The sequence below is a fragment of the Agrobacterium sp. 22-226-1 genome (assembly GCF_053522345.1).
In genome coordinates this window covers 1-5,275 of sequence record NZ_JBNWCP010000037.1, presented here as the reverse complement: position 1 = coordinate 5,275, position 5,275 = coordinate 1, and the positions used below count along the sequence as shown (strand labels likewise).

Here is a 5,275-nt window from a genome sequence, read left to right as displayed (position 1 = left end):
CCAGTCCGGTCGCACGACGCCATCGAGGATGACGAAATAACCTGCCTCGGCGTAGCGACCGGCAACGTCGGCGGCGATCTGCATGATCATCCGGTTCTGCTGACGGGATTGCGGAAGCCAGGGATCGATGCGGCCATGCTTGATGTAACCCCACAGATCGTCACTGTGGAAATGCACCTTTGGCACGCCGGGCAAGTGCGCGAGTGCGTCGGCTATTGTGGACTTGCCGGAGCCGGGATGGCCGGAGAGAAGGAGTATGTGGCCGGAAAGGTTGTTATGAATGGTCATTGCGCAATCCTTCATTCCACCGGATCGATCGTCAACCGCCTGCTGCCGATCTCGCTGTTCGCGTGATAAAGAGCTGCGCTCGAAAGTCTGATATGGCGCAATTTTTGGGAAAGGATCAGGTGCAATTTCGCTCTTTAGCGAAGATGCTCGCTCGGTACCGTAACTCGCCGTTATATGTGTAGGCGATTTACGACAACGGAATGTAATTGTCTTTGTTGACGACAACACCAAACGTGACGTCGTTGTCTACGAACTTCACGCCGGCTTGTTCTAAAACAAAGCGTATATTCTCGATCGTTGATTCCTTGAGGTCCTCACCCTTTTCTAGGCGGACTAGGGTGTTTGTCGATATTCCGGCATGTTCCGCAAGTTCGACAATTCCCCATCCTAAAGCGGCACGCGCCATCCTCACTTGAACAGAAAACATGAAAATCGCCATAATTTAGCGAAAAATATTGCTTCGCTACCAATTCCAGTTACTATCAGATGTCTGCGTTATGCAGGCGGCCGAATCAGGCGTCCTACCGCCTGACTCGACCTGACCACAATCTAGCTATCAGGAGCTTGGATCATGGCTGATTCTGAGAATAGCAGAACTTTACCTAAAATTTCGTACGCAAATGCATTCCCCAACGAGACGTTTGTCGACAACCTGCCAAGCGTGATCAACCGGCGCAATCTTCTGCCGCTGGCCGCACGGATCCTGCCGATGCTGCTCAACGATCTTCCCTCGCGCACCATTGCCGGACCGGTGCATGCCAAGGAGCTGTGGCCGGACTGGTATGACATGTATCAGCAGCGGCTTGCCGCCGAGCGGGAATGCCGGGAACTCGAGGCGCGACTGCTGGAAGAGACCGGCGGTCGTCCTGCTGTGGTGATTGCCGTCAATGATGATGGTCCATCAGCAGGGACGGTGTCCTCTTTCGAGGAGATCAGGAAACTTGCGCCGCGGATCGGTGCTGATGCCGCAGAGAGCGCGCGTCTGGAGTTGCTGAGACTGAGACGGGCATGGAATGCGGCTGACCGCCGCATCGGTTACAGCGCAAGCCTTGCGAAGGCGCAGGACCTTGCCCGGTTCGAGGGCATTGCCGGGCGTGTGCTGATTTCGCTGCAGCCCTATTACATCCACGACATTGCCGCCAAGCTTCACTGCATGCTGGTGATGTATGATCCGGAGCTTCGTAACGAAGAGACCCCCTGGCCGGAACTGCGCAAGATGCTGCGTGAGCTGATCCAGCCGCACTGGTCTGTGATCGAGCCGCAGTCGCGTATCCGCCTGCTGCGGCCGAAGACGCGCGAGAGGCGGTTTCAGGAGGAAAGGGACAGGATTGCCGTGTGAGCGGCGTGACGCAGGCCCGGCAGGCGCGGCAGCGGTCTGTGGTGACACAGTTATCGTCGCCGGGCCTTCAGCGCCCTGCGACGGCCAGCCAGCGAAACACACCCTGCCTATGCGGCAAGGCCCGTCACAAGATAAGCGGACGCCAGAAGCAGGGTGACGACGGTGAAGAAGATGAGAGCTGCCGCCAGTTCATCGAACCTGCCGTCGCGTTCATTGCGATTCCAGTCGTAAGCCATAACCAACCTCCATCGTTGTTGTGAGGGAAGGGTGGTCCGGTATGGTTAATGAAATCCTGATATTTGCGGGCTGAATGTTGCCGGTATGATCTGGCATTTGGCCGTCCGACGATGGCGCCGGCCCTCAACCGGCAGGTTTGACGAGGCTGATTTCGGTTTTGCTGTCGAGGACGATATGCAAATCCCGGATCATGGCGGCTGCCTGCAGCAGGGCGTTTCGCACCTCCTCATCGCTGCGCCATCCGCGTTCGATGGAAAGGGCGACGGTGTGGATGTCGAGGAGACTGTCGCGGCCGGGACCGGATGGAATTCCGATTGTTTCGCGCATGTCGCGGATTGTTGTGACGGCCCGTTCGAGCATACGCCGCTTCTGCCAGCCGTCGAGGCGATCAAGCCTGTTGGCGTCGCGGATGAGCTCGGCAATGAAACTGTTGGTCAGGGTCATGGGACGAGGTTGCCGGGGCGGCTGACGGACGTCAATGCCAAACCTTCGAGGTGAGCTTCTGATCCCGAAGTTGGCACCAGGATGTGACGCCGATGCGTCACGGCGCGTGGGCACGGGTGCGAGCTTTTTTCACTGAATATCTTCCAAATTATTTCTTTTTTTATCATAGTGTTGAGGGGTTTTACGGAAGTAAAATATGAGGATCACGTCATGCTGGCCTTGTTTGGACGGTCGGTGGCCGGGTGCGGAAATCTTGGGGGTTGCGTTCCGTTTGTGCACAATGGGATTATCGGTGCGGAGATTGCCGGAAAGCAAACGTCGATCAGTCTGCGACCTCCCGGGGGATCGATTGGCGTGGGGTTGTCTGCAACGACAAAATGGCGGTGAGACCAAAACGGAGTGACGATATGAAAAACGGAGCGTGCGAGATCCAGATTCGGTACCTCAAGGTATCGACAATCAGATGCCTTGCCGCATTTTTGAGTTTCGGGGAAGCCGCGGCCACGCCGGCGGATATGACGGTGGAGCGCCTTCTCACCATCTGTGAAGCGCCCACCGTGCAAGAAGCGATGGTGAACGGCGACAAACTCGACTGGAAGCGTTTAACCGATGCGGACATTGATGAGTGGCGTCGCAGCTTCGTCGGTTATAATGGCGGTTCTGTTGATGTGGTCGGATGGCGCCATGAGAGGGAAGGCGGCGCGGAATTGTTGTCGTTCTGGATTGCCGCTGGTCCTGATGGACACAAGGCGTGCGCGTACACCACGCCAAGACCGTCCGGCTTTCTGGATGCGTTATCGGACCGGCTTGGAGCACCAGACAATCTCGACAAGAATGAAGTTATAGAAAGTGTAACCGCGGGGTGGAAGCGGGGCGCGGTCGACTATTCCTTTGTTCAGGTCGGCACGTCCGCCGTCATTAATATCGGCTCAAGTCGATGAGATGCACTATTCCCGGGGCACAATAACAAGCACGTTGAAACCCTCGTCAATATTGAATGTCTGCGGATTGAGCAGTTTGTTGCCATAGGTGGAACTGAACCAGCACGCGATCCTGTCATCATGAATTTCCGTGACGGTTTCCCGGACGGTTCTGTTGATCGCGTCTGTGATTTCGGTCCCTGTCTTGCCCCGCCTGTTGAGATGCATGAGTTTTTTCCGCGCGGGGCTTTCTGCATCGGAGACAGCGATGGAGACCCTGTCCGTCGCGTAGCTCTTGACCCGAACCCGCAGTCGCTTCGGGCGAGCTGCATCAAATTGGTCGTTAATTTCCTTGATACGCGCCTTGATGTCAGCATCGGCCCGGCGCTCCCCGGGCAAAACATCATCCTCCGGGGCAAGCTCGTCGGCGAACTGCGCGCGCGCCACTTCCGCGGCGTGATGCGCATAGGCAAGATGTGTCACCGGCAGGGCCCTCAGCCATTTGCGCCGTTGCGTGATCGCCATCGACTTTGCCGCCTCTTCGCCCAGTTTGGCGACGGAGAAGTTCTCGCGTTTCTGCCCCTCACTGGTCATTAAGGTTGCCTGCCACACATCCCCATCAGCCGTCTCAACGCGCCTGACGCCGGAGATGCCGCTTCGGTTGTTCTTGCGCAGAAGCACGGCCTGCTCGATGTTGGTGGCGGGCGGAATGGCAAGGATGATGGCGTCGCGGTAGGCGCGTGCCTGACGGTAGGCTTCGTCGCCGGAACCGTAGATGCTGTCCTTGAACAGCCTGACAATCCGGTGGCCACGTCGCCTGATACTGACCCACCAGCCGGCGCCGTGGCGGGCCCCGGCTGCTTCTTCGCGGCTAAGGCCGTAGGTATCGGCATCGTGTTTTGTATGTCTCGGATTTCTTTCGATGGTCACTCCGTGCCCCGGCCTGTCAGATGTCATCGATGGATATTTGGCGTATCCAGGTTGTAGAATTCATGGTGAATCCTTGGTTTCGCCACAATGTTTGATTGCATTCTGTCGAGATTTTGACAGCTGATTGATTTTTTGAGCTCTGCTATCGAGGTTCGCAATGAATGACCAGCCCTCATCCTCTGACTTCATTCAGGCGAGTCGTGTGCTCAAGGTCAAGTCGCCTTTGGGCGAGGATCAGCTTCTGCCAGAGCGCCTGTCCGTCGAGGAGGGCGTATCGCAGCTCTTCGACATCCGCCTGACCGTGCGAGCCAAGAAAGAAGCGGTCAAGCCCGAGGAACTGATCGGTCGGCTGGTCGATATCTCGGTCGAGATCAGCCAGGGCGAGGGGGATGGCGGCGGTGTTCGCCGCCCGTTCAACGGCCTGGTGACGGAGCTGCATGAAGGCCCGCCGATCACACGCGGTTTGCGCTCTTACGCCATGACCCTCCGCCCGCAAATGTGGCTTCTGTCGCGCCGCTCGGATTGCCGTATCTGGATGGACAGGACGGCGGTCGAGGTCGTCGAGACGCTGTTTTCCGAACACGGCATTCCCGCGCCCGATACGTCGGGCATCATTTCTCCGCCACCCGCACAGCACTACAGCGTCCAGTTTAACGAGACGGACCTCGACTATCTTTTGCGCCGCTTTGAAGAGGACGGCCTGTTCTACTGGTTCAGCCACGAGGATGGTTCCCACAAGCTGCATGTGGCCGATAGCGCCAGCGGCTGGCTTGGGCCGTCGCCGGCCGCCCAGGGGGAGGGGACGGTGCGTCTGGCGCAGGGGTCTTCGGATCGCAACCACATCAACGACTGGGCGCGGCGTTTCTCCTATGTCCCGGGCCAGCGCGCTGGCGCGGACTGGAATTTCGAGACGCCGGGCATGGTGCCGGGCACAATGACGCCCTCACTGGTGCAGATGCCGGATGCGACGAAGCGCGAGCTTTACGAATATCCGGCCCGCATCAGGACGGTGGAAGAGGCCGAGCGGGCGCAGAAACTGCGCACCCAGGCGATCGAGGCCGACCACGACCGGGTTTTCGGTTCGTCGACCTCGCGCATTCTGGAGGCCGGCCGCCGC

At 58.3% G+C, this 5,275-nt stretch carries 8 protein-coding genes; 3 read left to right on the top strand and 5 right to left on the bottom strand.

Annotated elements, in window-relative coordinates; translation table 11 throughout:
- Positions 1 to 288: AAA family ATPase (locus ACQZ5K_RS26795; protein ID WP_448742050.1), on the bottom strand; the 288-nt coding region annotated here is incomplete at its 3' end.
- Between the two features lie 187 nt (positions 289 to 475).
- The gene (locus tag ACQZ5K_RS26790) at positions 476 to 715 is read right to left on the bottom strand and encodes a helix-turn-helix domain-containing protein (protein ID WP_210241517.1); all 240 of its coding nucleotides are present in this window, start codon (positions 713 to 715) and stop codon (positions 476 to 478) included.
- Positions 716 to 859: 144 nt separating this feature from the next.
- Between ACQZ5K_RS26790 and ACQZ5K_RS26785 the strand changes: the two genes are divergently transcribed.
- On the top strand, positions 860 to 1,627 hold the full coding sequence (locus tag ACQZ5K_RS26785; RefSeq protein ID WP_162697668.1) for a hypothetical protein: 768 nt from the start codon (positions 860 to 862) through the stop codon (positions 1,625 to 1,627).
- A 107-nt stretch (positions 1,628 to 1,734) separates the two neighbouring features.
- Here the strand turns inward: ACQZ5K_RS26785 and ACQZ5K_RS26780 are convergent, their stop codons facing one another.
- Both ACQZ5K_RS26780 and ACQZ5K_RS26775 read right to left on the bottom strand, forming a co-directional pair.
- The gene (locus tag ACQZ5K_RS26780; protein WP_272949992.1) at positions 1,735 to 1,863 is read right to left on the bottom strand and encodes a hypothetical protein; all 129 of its coding nucleotides are present in this window, start codon (positions 1,861 to 1,863) and stop codon (positions 1,735 to 1,737) included.
- Between the two features lie 124 nt (positions 1,864 to 1,987).
- Positions 1,988 to 2,308, bottom strand: a complete 321-nt coding sequence (locus tag ACQZ5K_RS26775; RefSeq protein WP_111793079.1) for a hypothetical protein — start codon at positions 2,306 to 2,308, stop codon at positions 1,988 to 1,990.
- 407 nt (positions 2,309 to 2,715) lie between these two features.
- Here ACQZ5K_RS26775 and ACQZ5K_RS26770 point away from each other — a divergent pair, with 407 nt between their 5' ends.
- On the top strand, positions 2,716 to 3,249 hold the full coding sequence (locus ACQZ5K_RS26770; RefSeq protein WP_111793078.1) for a hypothetical protein: 534 nt from the start codon (positions 2,716 to 2,718) through the stop codon (positions 3,247 to 3,249).
- 6 nt (positions 3,250 to 3,255) lie between these two features.
- On the opposite strand, the gene ACQZ5K_RS26765 is transcribed toward ACQZ5K_RS26770, so the two are convergent.
- Positions 3,256 to 4,158, bottom strand: a complete 903-nt coding sequence (locus ACQZ5K_RS26765; protein ID WP_448742049.1) for a hypothetical protein — start codon at positions 4,156 to 4,158, stop codon at positions 3,256 to 3,258.
- 157 nt (positions 4,159 to 4,315) lie between these two features.
- Here ACQZ5K_RS26765 and tssI point away from each other — a divergent pair.
- A partial coding sequence (gene tssI, locus ACQZ5K_RS26760; RefSeq protein WP_448742048.1) for a type VI secretion system tip protein TssI/VgrG occupies positions 4,316 to 5,275 on the top strand: 960 nt, incomplete at its 3' end.

Excerpts from the sequence above, each read along its gene's own strand:
- ACQZ5K_RS26790 (WP_210241517.1), bottom strand. The coding sequence starts at position 715 with ATGTTTTCTGTTCAAGTGAGGATGGCGCGTGCCGCTTTAGGATGGGGA.
- ACQZ5K_RS26785 (WP_162697668.1), top strand. The coding sequence starts at position 860 with ATGGCTGATTCTGAGAATAGCAGAACTTTACCTAAAATTTCGTACGCA.
- ACQZ5K_RS26780 (WP_272949992.1), bottom strand. The coding sequence starts at position 1,863 with ATGGCTTACGACTGGAATCGCAATGAACGCGACGGCAGGTTCGATGAA.
- ACQZ5K_RS26775 (WP_111793079.1), bottom strand. The coding sequence starts at position 2,308 with ATGACCCTGACCAACAGTTTCATTGCCGAGCTCATCCGCGACGCCAAC.
- ACQZ5K_RS26770 (WP_111793078.1), top strand. The coding sequence starts at position 2,716 with ATGAAAAACGGAGCGTGCGAGATCCAGATTCGGTACCTCAAGGTATCG.